Source organism: Pseudoduganella dura, assembly GCF_009727155.1.
GTDB classification, from domain to species: domain Bacteria; phylum Pseudomonadota; class Gammaproteobacteria; order Burkholderiales; family Burkholderiaceae_D; genus Rugamonas; species Rugamonas dura.
On record NZ_WNWM01000002.1, the window covers coordinates 5,130,728 to 5,147,057 of the forward strand.

At 66.2% G+C, this 16,330-nt stretch carries 15 protein-coding genes; 7 read left to right on the top strand and 8 right to left on the bottom strand.

The window, feature by feature from the left end:
• The first annotated feature begins 223 nt into the window (after positions 1–223).
• Positions 224–499 (top strand): hypothetical protein, encoded by a 276-nt coding sequence (locus GJV26_RS22485; protein ID WP_155710929.1) that lies wholly within the window; start codon positions 224–226, stop codon positions 497–499.
• Between the two features lie 184 nt (positions 500–683).
• Positions 684–1,217 (top strand): SRPBCC family protein, encoded by a 534-nt coding sequence (locus GJV26_RS22490; protein ID WP_155710930.1) that lies wholly within the window; start codon positions 684–686, stop codon positions 1,215–1,217.
• Positions 1,218–1,250: 33 nt separating this feature from the next.
• On the opposite strand, the gene GJV26_RS22495 is transcribed toward GJV26_RS22490, so the two are convergent.
• The 5 genes from GJV26_RS22495 to GJV26_RS22515 form a co-directional block, all read right to left on the bottom strand.
• A complete protein-coding gene (locus GJV26_RS22495) occupies positions 1,251–2,672 on the bottom strand; it encodes a diguanylate cyclase domain-containing protein (RefSeq protein WP_155710931.1) in 1,422 nt (473 codons plus the stop codon).
• 201 nt (positions 2,673–2,873) lie between these two features.
• Entirely contained in the window at positions 2,874–4,067 is a 1,194-nt protein-coding gene (locus GJV26_RS22500) for an aminotransferase-like domain-containing protein (RefSeq protein ID WP_155710932.1), read from the bottom strand.
• A gap of 114 nt (positions 4,068–4,181) precedes the next feature.
• Complete coding sequence (locus GJV26_RS22505) at positions 4,182–4,643, bottom strand: RidA family protein (RefSeq protein ID WP_155710933.1); 462 nt, start codon at positions 4,641–4,643, stop codon at positions 4,182–4,184.
• 94 nt (positions 4,644–4,737) lie between these two features.
• Positions 4,738–5,670, bottom strand: a complete 933-nt coding sequence (locus tag GJV26_RS22510) for a DMT family transporter (protein WP_229419392.1) — start codon at positions 5,668–5,670, stop codon at positions 4,738–4,740.
• Positions 5,667–6,644, bottom strand: coding sequence for a threonine dehydratase (locus GJV26_RS22515; RefSeq protein ID WP_155710934.1), 978 nt, complete (start codon positions 6,642–6,644; stop codon positions 5,667–5,669). Before GJV26_RS22515 ends, GJV26_RS22510 begins: the two co-directional genes overlap by 4 nt.
• 172 nt (positions 6,645–6,816) lie before the next feature.
• On the opposite strand from GJV26_RS22515, the gene GJV26_RS22520 reads away from it, so the two are divergent.
• Complete coding sequence (locus GJV26_RS22520) at positions 6,817–8,313, top strand: aminotransferase-like domain-containing protein (RefSeq protein WP_155710935.1); 1,497 nt, start codon at positions 6,817–6,819, stop codon at positions 8,311–8,313.
• Positions 8,314–8,382: 69 nt separating this feature from the next.
• Entirely contained in the window at positions 8,383–10,290 is a 1,908-nt protein-coding gene (gene htpG, locus GJV26_RS22525) for a molecular chaperone HtpG (protein ID WP_155710936.1), read from the top strand.
• 127 nt (positions 10,291–10,417) lie between these two features.
• Here htpG and GJV26_RS22530 read toward each other — a convergent pair whose 3' ends face one another.
• Both GJV26_RS22530 and GJV26_RS22535 read right to left on the bottom strand, forming a co-directional pair.
• Positions 10,418–10,840: a DUF7684 family protein gene (locus GJV26_RS22530; RefSeq protein WP_155710937.1), complete on the bottom strand. Its 423-nt coding sequence runs from the start codon at positions 10,838–10,840 to the stop codon at positions 10,418–10,420.
• A gap of 37 nt (positions 10,841–10,877) precedes the next feature.
• Entirely contained in the window at positions 10,878–11,846 is a 969-nt protein-coding gene (locus tag GJV26_RS22535) for a GlxA family transcriptional regulator (protein ID WP_155710938.1), read from the bottom strand.
• Between the two features lie 188 nt (positions 11,847–12,034).
• Between GJV26_RS22535 and GJV26_RS22540 the strand changes: the two genes are divergently transcribed.
• Positions 12,035–12,844: an SDR family NAD(P)-dependent oxidoreductase gene (locus GJV26_RS22540; RefSeq protein ID WP_155710939.1), complete on the top strand. Its 810-nt coding sequence runs from the start codon at positions 12,035–12,037 to the stop codon at positions 12,842–12,844.
• 51 nt (positions 12,845–12,895) lie between these two features.
• The gene (locus GJV26_RS22545) at positions 12,896–13,657 is read left to right on the top strand and encodes an SDR family oxidoreductase (RefSeq protein WP_155710940.1); all 762 of its coding nucleotides are present in this window, start codon (positions 12,896–12,898) and stop codon (positions 13,655–13,657) included.
• Between the two features lie 67 nt (positions 13,658–13,724).
• Here the strand turns inward: GJV26_RS22545 and GJV26_RS22550 are convergent, their stop codons facing one another.
• Positions 13,725–14,312 carry a CHRD domain-containing protein gene (locus GJV26_RS22550; protein ID WP_155710941.1) on the bottom strand — a complete coding sequence of 196 codons (588 nt, stop codon included), beginning with the start codon at positions 14,310–14,312 and terminating at the stop codon, positions 13,725–13,727.
• 400 nt (positions 14,313–14,712) lie between these two features.
• Between GJV26_RS22550 and GJV26_RS22555 the strand changes: the two genes are divergently transcribed.
• Entirely contained in the window at positions 14,713–16,311 is a 1,599-nt protein-coding gene (locus tag GJV26_RS22555; RefSeq protein WP_155710942.1) for a response regulator, read from the top strand.
• The last annotated feature ends 19 nt before the right edge of the window (positions 16,312–16,330 follow it).

Here is a 16,330-nt window from a genome sequence, read left to right on the forward strand (position 1 = left end):
TGCTTTTCATATATTGAAATAATATTTCGGCATGGGGAAATATAAACTGTATATGCATTAATCCACTGCGATCGACTTGCCAGCGCATTCCATGTAAATCATTTATTCAGCGTGGACGCTCCGCATATTATTCCGATATTTGCCCGTTTTCGATCGTTTTTCGACCGTTTATTGTTCAGCCATGTGCCTGGCATCCATGCACTGGTTGTAGGGGGCACGGCCCATGATCAGCATTCCTTACATGACCCTCGGCCTCGCGTTCGTCGCCGGCGTGCTTGCGGTACTGTTATGCGTAATGAGCTCGCCCACGTACCTGGCCGTGTTCGTATTGACGATCGCATCCGGGGTGCTGGCGGCCGCCAGCACGGTGCATTTTTGCCGCATCCGGTCTCCGCTGATGTTCGTGGCGTTGCTGCCCGGCGTGTTCGGCGTGTTCGCGATCGCCGACGTATTCGCGCGGCTGCTGGCTGGCGTGCGCCTGCTCGACCTGCTGGGCTGACGCGGCGCCGCGGCCGATGGGCCGATGGGCCGATGAACGGGCACCGTGACAGGGCGGCGCAGTGGCAGGTTTGTACGCGGATTCATATGGGGCTCGGGTACCTGGGCGGCGCTGGGCGCCGGCCGCTCCGTGCTAGCCTGTATCCATCGCCCCGCAACCCGTGCCCCCCTTGGCCGAGGCCACCATGTGGAAGAGGTTCCTGCTCGCACTCGTCATCGTCGCCGCCGCCGTCTCCGGGCTGGCGCTGATGCAGGCCGACACGTTCCGGGTCGAGCGCAGCGCGCTCATCAAGGCACCGCCGGAAAAGGTGTTCGGCTACCTGAACGATTTCCATCAGTGGCCCGCCTGGTCGCCGTGGGAGCGCCTCGATCCGGCGATGACGCGTGCTTTCAGCGGCGCGCCGCGCGGGCAGGGCGCCATCTATGCGTGGAGCGGCAACGACGATGTGGGCCAGGGCCGCATGGAGATCGTCGGCAGCACGCCGCCCCGCGCAGTCACGATCCGGCTCGATTTCGTCAAGCCGTTCGCATCCCGCAACGACATGCGTTTCGTGCTGACGCCGCGGCCCGACGGCACCGTGGTGACGTGGACAATGTCCGGCGCGAGCCCGTTCATCATGAAGCTGGTCGGCATCTTCTCCAGCGTCGACGCGATGGCTGGCCCGGACTTCGAAAAAGGGCTGGCACAGCTGAAAGAGGCGGCCGAGGCGCCGCGCTGACGGGCCGCTGCAAAGGCTGCCGCTTGCCCTGCATCACGCGCGGCCATCCGCCGCAATGCCGGCGCCATGCGCCACCGCCCGCACCGCGGCCATCGCGTCGCAGCCGGGCTGCGCCGCACGCACCTGGTTGCGGCCGCCATCCTTGGCGGCGTACATCGCGCGGTCGGCGGCCACGAACAACGCATCGGGGCCGCCCTGCCCGGTGCCTGGCCCGATGCACTGCTGGCGCGGCACCATCGTGGCGACCCCGATGCTCACGGTGATCCACGGCGACGTCGGCGATTTCGGGTGCGGCAGCTGCAGCGTCTCCACATGGGCCCGGATCGCCTCGGCCAGCAGCGCCGCCGCATCGGCATCGGTTTCGGCGAACAGCAGCACGAATTCCTCGCCGCCGTAGCGTGCCGCCAGGTCGGTCATCCGCAGCGCGTGGGCACCTAGCGCCTGCGCCACCTGCTGCAGGCAGACGTCGCCGGCCGCGTGGCCCAGTGTGTCGTTGTACAGCTTGAAGTGGTCGACATCGAGCACCACCAGCGACAGCGGCGCCCCGCTGCGCACTGCGCGCTGCCATTCCTTCTCGAGAAAGTTGTCGAAATGGCGCCGGTTGGCGATCTGCGTCAGCGAATCCACCAGTGCGGCGCGCTGCAGCGCGTCTTCGGACAGCTTGTGGTGCGTGATGTCGTGCAGCAGGCCGATGAACAGCGGCTGGCGCAGGAACATCGGCGTCAGCGTCAGGTCCATGCACACCGGCTTGCCTGCCTTGTGGCGGATGGTCACTTCGCGCGTGCCGTGGCTGTGCGCGGTGTCGGGCTGCGCCGCATAGCGGGCGAAATACGCCAGGTATTCCTGGGCCACGACGGGAGCGAGCAGGTCGCCGATGTGGCGGCCGGCCAGCTCGTCCGGCCCATAGCCAAGGTAGTTGTCGCAGGCGGGATTGGTGAACTGGATGCGGCCGCCGGCCTCGATGATCAGCAGTCCCTCGGCCATGTGGTCGACGATCGTGCGCAGGCGTTCGGCCTGTTCCTGCTGCGTTGCGCTGTTGGCATGCATCTGCAGCTGGGTGCGCACGCGGGCGCATACTTCCGCCATGCGCAGCGGCTTGCCGATGTAGTCGACGGCGCCCAGGTCGAAGCCGGCCACCACGTCTTCGCTGCCGGTACGCGCGCTCATGAAGATCACCGGAATCCGCTGCGTGACCGGATGGGATTTCAGGTGGCGGCAGGTCTCGAAGCCGTCCATGCCCGGCATCACGATGTCGAGCAGGATCAGGTCCGGGTGCACCCGCCGGGCCAGCTGCAGCGCGCGCTCGCCGGTCCCGGCGACATAGGTCTGGTAACCCTGTTCGACCATCTGTTCCCGCAGCGCCGCGAGATTGTCCGGCGCATCGTCGACGATCAGTATCGCGGCATCGCGCCGTCCGGTAGGACTGCCGACGCCGGTGCTTCCGGCTGGATCCATGCTGGGGGTATCTTAATGTTGACTAATGTCAATCATACCGCCAAGAAATCGAAAAGATGTCGAATATATGTAACTTATTGTTCAAAAAGATACGGTCTGGCGCCATGGCATTCAGCCGATCCTGGTCGCTCCGGCGCAAAAAAGCCCCGCCGGAGATCGACCGGCGGGGCCTCGCTTCCGTGGCGCTGCCGCGCCGCGTGATTACAACCGTGCGGCGATCAGCTTGCCCAGGATCGCGATACCCTGCCGGATGCGTTCCGGCGGCACCGTGACGAAAGACAGGCGCAGCGTGTTGGTTTCCGGCTCGTTGGCATAGAACGGCGCGCCCGGCACGAACGCGACTTTTTCCTTGATCGCCTCGTCCAGCAGTTCCATCGCATTGATGTGCTTCGGCAGCGTGACCCAGATGAACATGCCGCCCTGCGGTTTCGTCCACGTGGCGCTGGCGGGGAAATGCTCGGCCATCGCATCGAGCATCGCCTGGCACTGGTTGCCGTACAGTTCGCGGATCGTCGGGATATGGCGGTCCAGGAAGCCATCCTTGATCACTTCGTGGACCACCATCTGCGTCAGCTGCGCGGTATGCAGGTCGGCGGCCTGCTTGGCCAGTTCGAGGCGGCGCACCAGCGGCAGCGGCGCCACGACGTAGCCCAGGCGGATGCCCGGCGTGAGCACCTTCGAGAACGAACCCATGTAGATCACGCCTTCCGGGTTCATCGCCACCATCTTCGGCAGCGGTTCGCCCTTGTACGACAGCGCGCCGTAAGGATCGTCCTCGATCAGCGGCAGGCCGAGGCGGGCACACGTTTCCACCAGTTCCTGGCGACGCGCGATCGACAGCGTGCGGCCGGTGGGGTTCTGGAAGTTCGGCAGCGAGTACAGCAGGCGGGCGCCCGCCGCCACCGGGCCGATCGATGCCGGAACCAGGCCGTCGTCGTCTGTCGCCACCGAGGCGAATTCCGGACGGTACACGGAGAACGCCTGCAGCGCGCCCAGGTAGCTCGGCGTTTCCACCAGCACGCGGCTGCCTTCGTCGATCAGCACCTTGCCCAGCAGATCGAGCGCCTGCTGCGAGCCCGATACCATCAGCACCTGTTCCGGCACGATCCGCGCGCCATTCTTCGAGAGCGAATCGGCGATCCACTGGCGCAGCGGCATGTAGCCGTCGGTCGGGCCATACTGCAGCGCGGTCTTGCCGGTGGTCGACAGCACCTTGTCGAACGCGCTCTTCATCTCTTCCACCGGGAACGTGGCCGGCGACGGCAGGCCGCCGGCGAACGAAATGATCTCCGGTTGCTGCGTGATCTTCAGGATCTCGCGGATGAAGGAGCTTTGCAGCTGCTGGGCGCGTTCGGAAAAGCGCCACTGGATCGGGTTGGGGTTTTCGATTTTCATACGACTCTCTCGGAAAAATGCGGCGGACAGTGCCCGGCCGGTGAAGCAGCGCGCTTGTGGCGGCTCATGGGAGCGCGGCCGGGTAGGCCGCGCCCTTGAAAACAATGCGGAAAGTTACGCGATCTCGGCGATCAGTTCGATTTCCACGCAGGCGCCCAGTGGAATCTGCGCCACGCCGAAGGCCGAGCGGGCGTGTTTGCCGGCATCGCCGAACACTTCGCCCAGCAGCTCGGAGGCGCCGTTGGTGACCAGGTGCTGCTCGGTGAAGTCCGGCGTGGAGTTCACCAGGCTCATCACCTTGACGATGCGCTTGACGCGGTTCAGGTCGCCGCCGCAGGCTTCCTGCAGCGTGCCGAGCAGGTCGATCGCGATGGCGCGGGCGGCCTGCTTACCTTCGGCCGTGTCGATATCCTTGCCCAGCTGGCCCACCCACACGGCGCCGCCCGGCTTCTTGGCAATGTGGCCGGACAGGAACACGGTGTTCCCGGTCTGGACGTGCATGACGTAGGCGGCCGCGGGGGTGGCGGGCGCGGCCAGCGTGATATCGAGCGACTTCAGTTTTTCGTAGACGGACATTGTGTCTCCTATTGTTGATTGACTGTAAAAAAAATGGTTTCGGTATTGTACGACTTGCCGGTGGCGCTGCCCATCGTGCCGTTCAGTGCGCAGCTCAGTGCGCAGTTGATCTGGTCACGGCCATCTTCCGGCCGAGCGCCACCGTGCCGATCACGGCCAGCGCAAAGAGCAGGTGCGCGGCCCGCAGCGGTTCGCCCAGCACGGCGGCGGCGCCCAGCAGCGTGAGGAACGGCTGCAGCAGCTGGACTTGGCCCACCCGGGCGACGCCGCCCAGGGCCATGCCGCGGTACCAGAAGATGAAGCCGACGAACATCGAGAACACGCAGGTGTAGGCGAAGCCGCCCCAGGCCGCGGGCCCGGCCGCGCCGAGATCGCCGCCGTGCCGCCAGATGTCCCACGCGGCGAGCGGCAGGGCCACGGGCAGCGACAGCAGCAGGGCCCAGCTGATCACCTGCTGGCCGCCCATCGTTTGCGACAGCCGGCCGCCTTCCGCGTAGCCCATGCCGGCGGCCGCCACGGCGCCCAGCATCAGCACGTCCGCCAGGTGCAGCGCGCCGCCGCTCTGGCCGAGCGCGAAACCGATCACGAGGCTCGAGCCGGCCAGCGCCGCGCACCAGAAGCCGAACGATGGCCGTTCGTGCCCGCGCAGCGCGGAAAACAGTGCCGTGGCCAGCGGCAGGATGCCGACCAGCACGGCGCCGTGCGATGCCGGCAGCGAGCGCATCGCGATCGATGTCAGCAATGGGAAGCCGATCACGCAGCCGCCCGAGACGATGGCCAGCGCCGGCAGCGCGGCACGGCCGGGCAGCGGCGCGCCGCGCCACCACAGCCACAGTCCCGCCAGCAGCGCGGCCGCCACGGCGCGGCCCATCGTGACGAACAGCGGATCGAGTTCCGTCACGGCCAGCCGGGTGAACGGCAGGGTCAGGCTGAAGATCGCCACGCCGGCCAGCCCGAGCAGCATTCCGGCGGTCTCGTCGGCGCGGCTGTTCGCCGTGGGCGCCCGCGTCGCTGTCGATGCGTTCATGGCAAGGACTCCGCCAGCACGCCCCGGAACACCGGCGCATCGACATTCCCGCCCGTCAGCGCCAGGCCGATTTCGCGGCCGCGCACGCGCCGGTCGTCCTTCAGCTTCAGCGCCGCCGCCAGCGCCACGGCGCCGGCGCCCTCGACCAGGTTGTGGGTGGCATGGAAGTACAGGCGCATCGCGGCCGCCACCTCGGCATCGCCGACGGCGATCACGTCGTCCGCATGGTCGAGCATCAGCGCCACGACCGCCGGTTCGGGCACGCGGCAGGCGACACCGTCGGCGATCGTCGGGCGGACCGGCGCCTCGACGGCACGCCGGGCCTGCCAGGTCGACAGGTAGGCCGGCGCGGCTTCCGAGACCACGCCCACGATGCGCACGCCGTGGCCCAGCGCCTGCCGGGCAGCCACGGCGCCGCTGAAACCGGTGCCGATCCCCATCGGCACGAACAGCGTATCGAGGGCCGGACGGGCACGCAGCAGTTCCAGCCAGCCGGTGGCTACCCCGGCCACCAGGTCGGGCAGGTACGCGTGCACCATGTGCAGGCCGAGCCGTTCGGCCAGCGCCACCGCATGCTCGCGGGCGTCCTGCACATCGTGGCCATGCTCGATCAGCGTGGCGCCCATCGCCCGCATCGCATTGTTCTTGTCGACGCTGTTCCCGTGCGGGACCACGATCGTCACCGGCAGGCCGTGCCGGCGCGCCGCCCAGGCGACCGATTGCCCATGGTTGCCCCGCGTGGCCACGACCAGGCCGGGCAGGCGGGGGCGCTGCGCCGCCAGGCGCGCCAGGTGAACCAGCCCGCCGCGCACCTTGAAGGCGCCGATCGGCGTGTGGTTCTCATGCTTGACCCAGGCTTCGGTGCCCACTGCCTCGTTCAGCAGCGGCCACGAGAACTGCGGCGTGGGCGGCATCGCGCCGTACACGATGACGGCGGCGGCTTCGATATCGGACAGGGTAGGCAGCTGGTTCATGGCAGTGGCTTTCGGTTCGGGACAGCTCGGGGTTTCACCGCGGGTGCGTCGCTGCGCGTTGCGGGTTGGTGTGGTTTCATGCGGTTTCATGCGGTTTCATGTATCGTAGAAGAATTGACCAGTACACTGCCAATACACTTTGACGGATGATTTCAATAACTGTGATGGTGAAATGACCAATACACACATTGCTCCAAGGGCTGCCGCCGCGCCTGTCGGCAGGCTCAGCCGTGAGGCGGCCGAATCGCTGACCGACCAGATCGTGCGCACCGTGGCGGCCCGCATCGACGAGCGCGAACTGCGCAGCGGCAGCCGCATGCCGTCGATCCGGCGCTTCGCCGACAGCCACGGCGTGTCGCCCTTTACCGTGGTGGCGGCCTATGACAAGCTGGTCGCCCGCGGCTACCTGGAATCGCGCCGCGGCGCCGGCTTCTTCATCCGCGAACGTGCGCCGATCGTCGGCGCGGTGCCGGTGCCGAGCGTGCCGGAACCGGCCGGGCAGTCGCTGGACGTGGTCTGGCTGGTGCGCAACATGTTCCGCCAGATGCCGCACCAGCAGATGCCGGGCACCGGCGTGCTGCCCGGCGAATGGCTCGATGGCGACAGCGTGGCCAATGCGCTGCGCTCGATCGGCCGGCAGAATGCCAGCCTGCTGCTGAACTACGGGGTGCCGCAGGGCTTCCTGCCGCTGCGCCAGCAATTGCAGCGCAAGCTGGCCGAGCTGGAGATCGGCGCCACGCCGGAACAGATCGTGACCACCGCCGGCGTGACGCAGGGGCTGGACATGGTGGCGCGCGAGTTCACGCGGCCCGGCGACACGATCCTGGTCGACGACCCGGCCTGGTTCCTGATGTTCGGCTCGTTCGCGGCACTGGGCGCGCGCGTGGTCGGCGTGCCGCGGCTGCCGGACGGGCCCGATCTCGCCCGCCTGGCCGAGCTGGCCGCGCTGCACAAGCCGAAGCTGTACGTGATCAACTCGGTGCTGCACAACCCCACCTCGACATCATTGTCGGCCGCCAAGGCCTACCAGGTGCTGCGCATCGCGGCCGAGCATGACATCACGATCGTCGAGGACGACATCTACTGCGACCTGCATCCGGGCAGCGCCGTGCAGCCGGCCACCCGGCTGGCGGCGCTGGACCAGCTGCAGCGCGTGATCTACCTTTCCGGCTTTTCAAAGACGATGGCGGCCAACCTGCGCGTCGGTTTCATCGCCACGTCGCCGGAGCTGGCGCGGCGGCTGGCGGACCGCAAGATGCTGCAGACGCTGACCACCAGCGACATCGGAGAGCGGGTCGTCTACAAGATCCTGTCCGAAGGCGCCTACCGCAAGCACGCCGAGCGGATGCGCACCCGGCTCGACGGGCTGCGCTCGCGCACCGTGCGCCAGCTGGAGCGGGTGGGCCTGCGCGTGGACGTGGCGCCGCCGGCCGGTATGTTCGTCTGGGCCGATGCCGGTTGCGACACCAATGTGCTGGCCGAGCGGGCGATGGGGCAGGCGCATGGACCAGGAATTCTGCTCGCGCCGGGCAGCCTGTTCTCGCCCAGCCAGCTGCCGTCCACGTTCATGCGCCTGAACGTGGCGGCGATGCAGGACCCGGCGATCTGGCGCTTTCTCGAGAAGGAGCTGCGGGAGAAAGAAGCGGGGGCTTTGTCAAAAAGCTCTTGAAAGATAGAATCACCAGTCCCATATCGCTGAAACTGAAAATTTCCCGCTAACAAGACTAAAGAGGTAATGATGTCTGACAATAAACAAACCTTGGGCTTCCAGGCGGAAGTGAAACAGCTGCTGCAGCTGATGATCCACTCGCTGTACTCGAACAAGGAAATCTTCCTGCGCGAGCTGATCTCCAACGCATCGGACGCGGCCGACAAGCTGCGCTTCGAAGCCATCAACAACGACGCCCTGTACGGCGACGACCACGAACTGAAGATCAAGGTGTCGTTCGACAAGGCCGCCCGCACGGTCACGATTTCCGACAACGGCATCGGCATGAGCCGCGACGACGTCATCAGCCACCTGGGCACGATCGCCAAGTCCGGCACCAAGGAATTCTTCGGCAAGCTCTCCGGCGACCAGCAGAAGGATGCGGCGCTGATCGGTCAGTTCGGCGTGGGCTTCTACTCCGGCTTCATCGTGGCCGACCGCATCACGGTGGAAACGCGCCGGGCGGGGCTCGCAGCGAACGAGGCGGTGCGCTGGGAATCGGCCGGCGAGGGCGACTACAGCATCGAGCCGATCGAGAAGGCCAGCCGCGGCACCGACATCATCCTGCACCTGCGCGAGGGCGAAGACGAATTGCTGTCGACGTGGAAGCTGAAGTCGATCATCACCAAGTACTCCGACCATATCTCGCTGCCGATCCAGATGGCGAAGGAAGAGTGGGACGAAGAGAAGAAGGAGATGGTCACGAAGGATGAACCCGAGACCATCAACCAGGCCAGCGCGCTGTGGGCCCGTTCGAAGAACGACATCACGCCCGAGCAGTACGAGGAATTCTACAAGCACGTGTCGCACGACTTCGGCGCGCCGCTGACCTACACGCACAACCGCGTGGAAGGCCGCAGCGAATACACGCAGCTGCTGTACATCCCGGCCAAGGCGCCGTTCGACCTGTGGGACCGCAACAAGCGCGGCGGCATCAAGCTGTACGTGAAGCGCGTGTTCATCATGGACGATGCCGAACAGCTGATGCCGACCTACCTGCGCTTTGTGAAAGGCGTGATCGATTCGGCCGACCTGCCGCTGAACGTCTCGCGCGAAATCCTGCAGGAGTCGCGCGACGTGAAGGCGATCCGCGAAGGTTCGACCAAGCGCGTGCTCGGCATGCTGGAAGAACTGGCCAACGCCGACGAGCAGGAAAAGAAGGACAAGTACGCCACGTTCTGGAGCGAGTTCGGCCAGGTGCTGAAGGAAGGCGTGGGCGAGGACAGCATCAACAAGGACCGCCTGGCCAAGCTGCTGCGCTTCGCCTCCACGCATACCGACTCCTCTGATCAGACCGTGGCGCTGGCCGACTACGTGGGCCGCATGAAGGAAGGCCAGGAAAAGATCTACTACGCGACCGGCGAGAGCTTCACCGCCGCGAAGAACAGCCCGCACCTGGAAATCTTCCGCAAGAAGGGCGTGGAAGTGCTGCTGCTGACCGACCGCGTCGATGAATGGATGCTGTCGTTCCTGACCGAATTCGAAGGCAAGGAACTGGTGTCCGTCGCCAAGGGCGGCCTGGACCTGGGCCAGCTGGAAGACGAAGCGGAGAAGAAGGAGCACGAGGAAACCGAGGCGCAGTACAAGGACCTGGTCGAGAAGATGAAGGCGGCGCTGGGCGACAAGGCCAAGGAAGTGCGCGTGACGTTCCGCCTGACCGACTCGCCGGCCTGCCTGGTGGCGGACGAGCATGAACTGTCGGGCAACCTGCTGCGCATGCTGAAGGCCGCCGGCCAGAACGCCCCGGAAAGCAAGCCGATCCTCGAGATCAACCCGAACCACCCGCTGGTCACGCGCCTGAAATACGAGAGCGCGGAAGACGGCAAGTTCGGCGACTGGTCGCACCTGCTGTTCGACCAGGCCCTGCTGGCCGAAGGCGGCACGCTGGCCGATCCGGCGGCGTTCGTGAAGCGGATGAACGAGATGCTGCTGAAGTAAGCCATCCCGTGTAAGCCATCCCGTGCAAGCCGGTCCAGCCCAGGCTGGATCCGACGGCCCGGTCGCGCAAGCGGCCGGGCCGTTTTGGATTGTGGCCGGCATCACGCGAAGGCGGGCTGGCGTTCCCTCACGCCTGCACGTATGCTTCGCGCAACTCCTGTTCCCGCGCTGCGTCGGCTATATGCACGATGATCACCAGGTTCAGTACCAGCTTTGGATGCGAAGCTCGATGCTTCGCGAACCAGAACACTTCGGACAATTCCTCATCATCGTGCCAGGTCGTAACGACGAACTCCCCTTCCGGAATGTCGTCGTACGCGTGTGCCTCCATGTTTGCCTCGTCGACCGAATCATCCCATGCACTGCAGTCCTTGCCCCATGCAAGCATGTAGCGGCAGCCACTCGACACGAGCCAGCGGCTGACATCACACCGCCACAATTCCGCCACGTCGGCCTCGATGACGATGATGGCGGCGAACGGCTCGCCGTCCAGCGATGGGAGGTCGCCGTCCGGCGGCAGTTGCAGGTATTGAACGGTCCTTTTGCTCATCGTCATTCTCCTGGTTGCGATTCGGTGGCAGGAACGCTTACATTGCCATCTCCGGCACGTCGTACCCGATCCGCAGCCGCGCTTCCCTGAGCAGCGCCTGCGGCGATTTGCCGTAGGTGCGCACGAAGGCGCGCCGCATCCGTTCCTCGTCGCCGAAGCCCGTCTGCGCGGCGATCCTGCCGATGGCGCCATGGCCGTCTTCCAGCAGCGAACGGGCCGCCTCCAGCCGCAGCTTCTCGATCGCCTTGGCCGGCGAGTGACCCGTCTGTTCGCGGAACGCGCGGGAAAAATGCCGCGGGCTCCAGTGCACGTGATCGGCGAGCTGTTCGACCGACAGCGGCTCGTGCAGGTTTTCCTTGGCGAACAGCAGCGCGCTGCGGATGCGGTCCGAGCCGCCATCCATCAGCGACAGCGAGGAAAACTGCGACTGCCCGCCCGTGCGGCGGTGATACACGACCATCATGCGCGCCACCGACTTCGCCACTTCCACGCCCAGGTCCGCTCCCACCAGGCCCAGCGCCAGGTCGATGCACGCGCTCATGCCGGCCGAGGTCCACATCGGGCCGTCGTTCACGAAGATCTTGTCGTCATCGAGTTCGATGTCCGGGTACAGCTTCTTCAATTCCTGGCCCAGCGCCCAGTGCGTGGTCACCCGGTGGCCGGCCAGCAGGCCCGCCGCGGCCGCGATGAAGGCGCCGGTGCACAGGCAGGCGGTGCGCCGCGCCCGCGGGCTGGCGCGGCGCAGCGCCGCCAGCAATTCCGGTTCGGCGGGTTTCACCACGGTGGGACCGGCAATGAGCAGCGTGTCGTAGGCGCGCCGGCCGAACGGCTTCGTTTCCACCGGCACGCCGGCCGAACTGGTGACCATGCCGCCGCTGTGGGAGATCGTCTCCACCTGGTAGCGCGTGGCGCCGTGGATCTGGTTGGCGATTTCAAACACCGTGAGGGCGGCGAAGTCGAGGATCTGGAAACCGGGGAACACGACGAGGGCGATGCGGGCGGCCATGATGTCCTGAAACGAGGGGTGATGTCCTGCGATTCTAGCGCCGTTCGCGGCGCCCGTGCAGTGGCCGGATGGCAGATGCGGGCGTGTCCGGAAACGAGGGTTTCCGGTCATTTCGGCTGCGGATGGAGACGGCCATAATGATTCCACACCAACCCGCTCACCAGACCAACCCACCCAAGGAGAACGACATGTCCCAGCAACAGAACAAAGGTACCGCCCTGGTCACCGGCGCATCGTCCGGCATCGGCGCCATCTACGCCGACCGCCTGGCCGCCCGCGGCTACGACCTGATCCTGGTGGCCCGCAACGAGGAGCGGCTCCACGACGTGGCCGACCGGGTGCAGCGCACGCATGGCCGCGGCGTGACGATCGTGCAGGCCGACCTGGGAGCGCGCGACGACCTGGCGCGCGTGGAAGCCATCCTGCGCACCGATGCCTCGATCACGCTGCTGGTCAACAACGCCGGCTTCGGCGCCGTGACGCCGCTGCTCGAATCGGACGTGGACCGGATGACGCAGATGATCGACATCAACGTGACGGCACCGACCCGCCTCGCATATGCCGCGGCACCGCCGTTCGTGGCCCGCGGCGGCGGCACGATCGTCAACATCGCCTCGACCGTGGGCATCGGCATCGAGATCATGAACGGCGTGTATGGCGCCAGCAAGGCCTACGTGCTGGCGCTGACGCAATCGCTGCACCACGAGCTGGCGTCGAAGGGCGTCCGTGCCCAGGCCGTGCTGCCCGGCGCCACCGCCACCGACTTCTGGGATACGGCCGGCCTGCCGCACGAGAACCTGCCGGCGGCCATGGTGATGCGCGCCGAGGACATGGTCGATGCCGCGCTGGCGGGCCTGGACGCGGGGGAGGTGGTGACGATCCCGCCGCTGCAGGACGGCAACGACTGGATCGAATACGAAGCCACGCGCAAGGCGCTGGCGCAGCGGTTCGCCCACGCGACGCCGGGCGAACGCTACCTGGCCAGGGCCGCCGCCTGACCCGAAGCAGACCGCATCCATCCACCCACATCGCAACGACCGGAGCACACCATGAACATGACGCACAACACGATCTTCATCACGGGCGGTACCTCGGGCATCGGCCGCGGCCTCGCCGAAGCATTCCACAGACTGGGCAACCAGGTCATCATCGGCGGCCGCCGCAAGGCGCTGCTGGACGCGGTCACCGAAGCCAATCCCGGCATGCGCTCGATCGAGCTCGATATCGCCGACCCGGCCGGCATCGACGCGGCGGCGCGCTGGCTGACGACGGAGTTCCCGGCATTGAACGTGTTGATCAACAACGCCGGCATCATGCCGTTCGACAATCCCGCCGGGGCGGTGGATGAAGCCGCGCTGCTGGCGCAGGTAAACACGAACCTGCTGGGGCCGATCCGCATGACGGCCGCGCTGATCGGACACCTGAAGGCGCAGCCCGCGGCAACGGTCGTCAACAACACCTCGGTGCTGGCATTCCTGCCGCTCGCATCGACCGCCGTGTACTCGGCGTTGAAGGCGGCGCTGCACTCCTACACGCTGTCGCAGCGCTTTGCCTTGCGCCACACCTCTGTGCGGGTGCGCGAAATCGCGCCGCCGTGGGTCAATACCGACCTGATCCACAAGGGGAACGATCCGCGCGCCATGGCGCTCGATGACTTCATCGTGCAGACGATGGCGGGGCTGGCCAGCGGTGCCGACGAGGTGATCGTCGACAGCGTGAAGCCGATCCGCGACAATCCGGGCGCGAACGAGCACGCGCTGGTGAACGGCTTCAACGAGGCAATGCTTGCCAACCCGATCCCGGTCGCATGACGCATGCGTGACCGTGCCGGCCGGCTTTGCGCCGGCACGGCCCGCTGCCCACCGGCCGGTGCGCTGATCAGTTGCGCCGCTTGCCGCGCCGCCGCGCCGCCAGCAGCACCACCGGCGTACCCAGCGCGAGCAGCGCGAACGTGGCCGGCTCCGGCACCGGTTGCAGGAAGCCGCGGATCTCGCCGCCCGGTGCGAACTCGGTGTGCAGGTTCAGGTAAGCCTGGCCGTTGCCGAGCCCGGCAAGGAAAGCGCTTTCCGCACCGGCGATCGTGCCACCGCCGAAGTTGGTGATGAAATTCGGATTCCACGTCGCGGCGAGCGAGGTGTCGAACGTATGCGAATAAGTGCCGCTGGTGACCCCGAGCGGGAAGCCGGTGAAAGTCGGCAGTTCGGTCGCGACGCCGGCGGTACCCGTTTCCGGCAGCGCCGTGCAGCAGTGGATGTGCGCAGCGGTGGTGCCGGCCAACAGGCCCGAGAATGTCACGTCGATGGTCAGCGTGTGGGCCGCAACGTCGAAGTCGACCGTGACGGTTCCCGTGCCGGGCGACGCATTCGGCGGCGCCTCGACCGCACCCGACAGGTTGGCGGTGAAGACCGTGGCGTTGGCGGACAGGCATGCCAGGCCCAGAATGGCGGCGGCAGCACCCTTCGTCATGGTTTTGCCGATTGCTGCCCGGTTGCTCCCGACCCGACTGCCGTCGACCTGATTGCTACCGAACCGATCCGACTGTTCCCTGCGCAGCATTGCGTGATTCATTGTCGTCTCCTTGTGAATGAAACGGATTGACAAGCAAGTCGCACGCCTGCCTGCATAGTCACTGCGAAATCAAGCACTTGCAGAATGTCATATGGCTGAGCTGTCAAGAATATCGACAGCTCGTCGACGGAACTTGCCATGAACTTGCTACGAACTTGCTACGAACTTGCTACGAACTTACTACTGAAATACTACCAACAAGGCTGCGCACGGTTGACCCGCAACTCTGCATCGGTTTAGCCTGTAGTAGAATGCAATCTTGCTCTTTGTTTACAATTACCGGTCCGCCGCACGCACCATGCAACAGAGTTCCTGTTCTGTCCTGCTCATCGACGATGAACCCCTGGCGCAGGATTACCTGTTGCATTGCCTCGAAGCGCATGCCGATGTCGCGCTGTGCTACGACCACTGCGCCGAGCGGGCCGTGGATCTGGCGCTGGAGATCGATGCCACCGTGGTGCTGGTCGACCTGCGCATGCCCGGCACGGATGGTTTCACCGTGGTGCGCAACCTGCGCGCCGATCCGCGCACCGAACATATCCCCATCGTCATGCTGTCGTCCGAGCACGATGCGCAGTTCAAGGTCGAGGCATTCTCCGCCGGCGCCAGCGATTACCTCGTCAAATGGCCCGATGCGCGCGAGCTCGTTGCGCGGCTGCGCTATCACAGCGCGGCCTGCGTTGCGCGCCGCCAGCGCGACGGCGCATTCGCGTCGCTGGCGCGCAGCCAGGAGGAATTGCGCGCCAGCCAGGCCGCGCTGCACCAGGCGCAGAAGATGGAGGCCATCGGCCAGCTGACGGGCGGCGTCGCGCATGATTTCAACAACGTCCTGCAGATCATCGGCGGCAACCTGCAGCTGGTAAAGCTGATGGGCGGCCTGAACGACAACGCGCGCGGCCGCATCGAGGCGGCGCTGGCCGGGGTCGAACGCGGCGGCCGGCTGGCGGCGCACCTGCTGGCGTTCGCCCGGCGGCAGCCGCTGCAGGCGGTCGTCATCGACCCGGGTGTCGTACTGCTCGACATGGAAGAAATGCTGCGCCGCGTGCTGGGGCCGCAGGCACGCATCAATACCGATATCACGCCCGGGGTCTGGAGCACGGCGGTCGACCCGAGCCAGCTGCACAACGTGATCCTGAACCTGGCGATCAATGCGCGCGACGCGATGCCGAACGGCGGCGCGATGACACTGCGCGCCCGCAACATCCCGGCCGGTGCCCCGGACCTGGCCGAGGTGGGCGAGGGGGAATACGTGATGATCGAGGTGGCCGATACCGGCAACGGCATGCCGCCCGAGGTGCTGCAGCGAGCGTTCGAACCTTTCTTCACCACCAAGCCGACCGGGCAGGGCACGGGACTCGGGCTGTCGATGGCGTATGGCTTCGTCAAGCAGTCCGGCGGCGAAATCCTGCTCAGGAGTGCGCCCGGGGATGGCACCAGCGTGCGCATTTTCCTGCGCCGCAGCGCCGTGCCGGCCGTCTCGGTCGAAGAAGACAACGCGGGGGTGCCGCTGTTCGGCGGCATCGAGACGGTGCTGGTCGTGGAAGACGAGGATGACGTGCGCGACGCCACCGCGCAACTGCTGCAGGCGCTGGGCTACCACGTGCTGCAGGCGCAGGATGCGGACCATGCGGCCGTGATCATCGAGAACGGCACCCGCGTGGACCTGCTGTTTACCGATGTGATGATGCCGGGCAGGATGAGCAGCCTGCAACTGGCCGAACTGGTGCGCCGGCATTGCCCCGATGCGCAGATCCTGTTCACCTCGGGCTACGCGGAAGGCGTGCTGACGCATGAAGGCAGGATGGACCCGAGTATCAGCCTGCTGCCAAAGCCCTACAATCCGGATGTGCTGAGCGCCCGTATCCGGCACCTGCTGCGACGGCGCAAGGCCGCCTGAACGCTTCGAAAGCGCGCTG